Source organism: Aeromonas sp. EERV15, from assembly GCF_900079845.1.
Lineage (GTDB): Bacteria > Pseudomonadota > Gammaproteobacteria > Enterobacterales > Aeromonadaceae > Aeromonas > Aeromonas sobria.
Genome location: NZ_FKKY02000168.1, coordinates 1 through 439, shown reverse-complemented (window position 1 = coordinate 439; position 439 = coordinate 1). Strand labels below are relative to the sequence as shown.

Below are 439 nucleotides of genomic sequence, written 5' to 3'. Positions count from 1 at the left end.
CTGGGTCAGGTCACTCCTTGAACGGCGCCGCCAGGATGACGTCGTAGAAATTGGGGGCATGGAAGCCCGGGATCAGGCGCTCGGCGATGTCGGCCGTGAAGTTGTAGAAGGCAGTCTCGGGCTTGCTGGCGAGCATGTCAGCGATCGCCTGCGGGAATGCGCGCTTGAAATCGAGACGCGGGTACGCCTGGAGCACCTCATCCACCTCGTCCGCAGAGTGCTCCTTCAACTCATCACCAGTGATATCCATGACAGTTCCGACGTGGAGCAGCGTCACCTCGGGCCGCTTGTAGGACGGGACCCCCCTCACGGTGTGCAGCGCAATTGCGTCCCACACGACGCCGATCGCCTCCTCGGGCACGCCGTGCTGCTTCAGGAACTCGCTCGCCGCGTTTGCGCCTTCGACCTCGTACCGCTCCGGGCCCCGGAACCTCTCGGC

The 439-nt window shown here is 64.5% G+C and carries 1 pseudogene; it reads right to left on the bottom strand.

What is annotated here, in order from left to right:
- Positions 1-10: 10 nt before the first annotated feature.
- Positions 11-439, bottom strand: a pseudogene (locus BN4575_RS23005) (hypothetical protein); the annotation flags it as partial.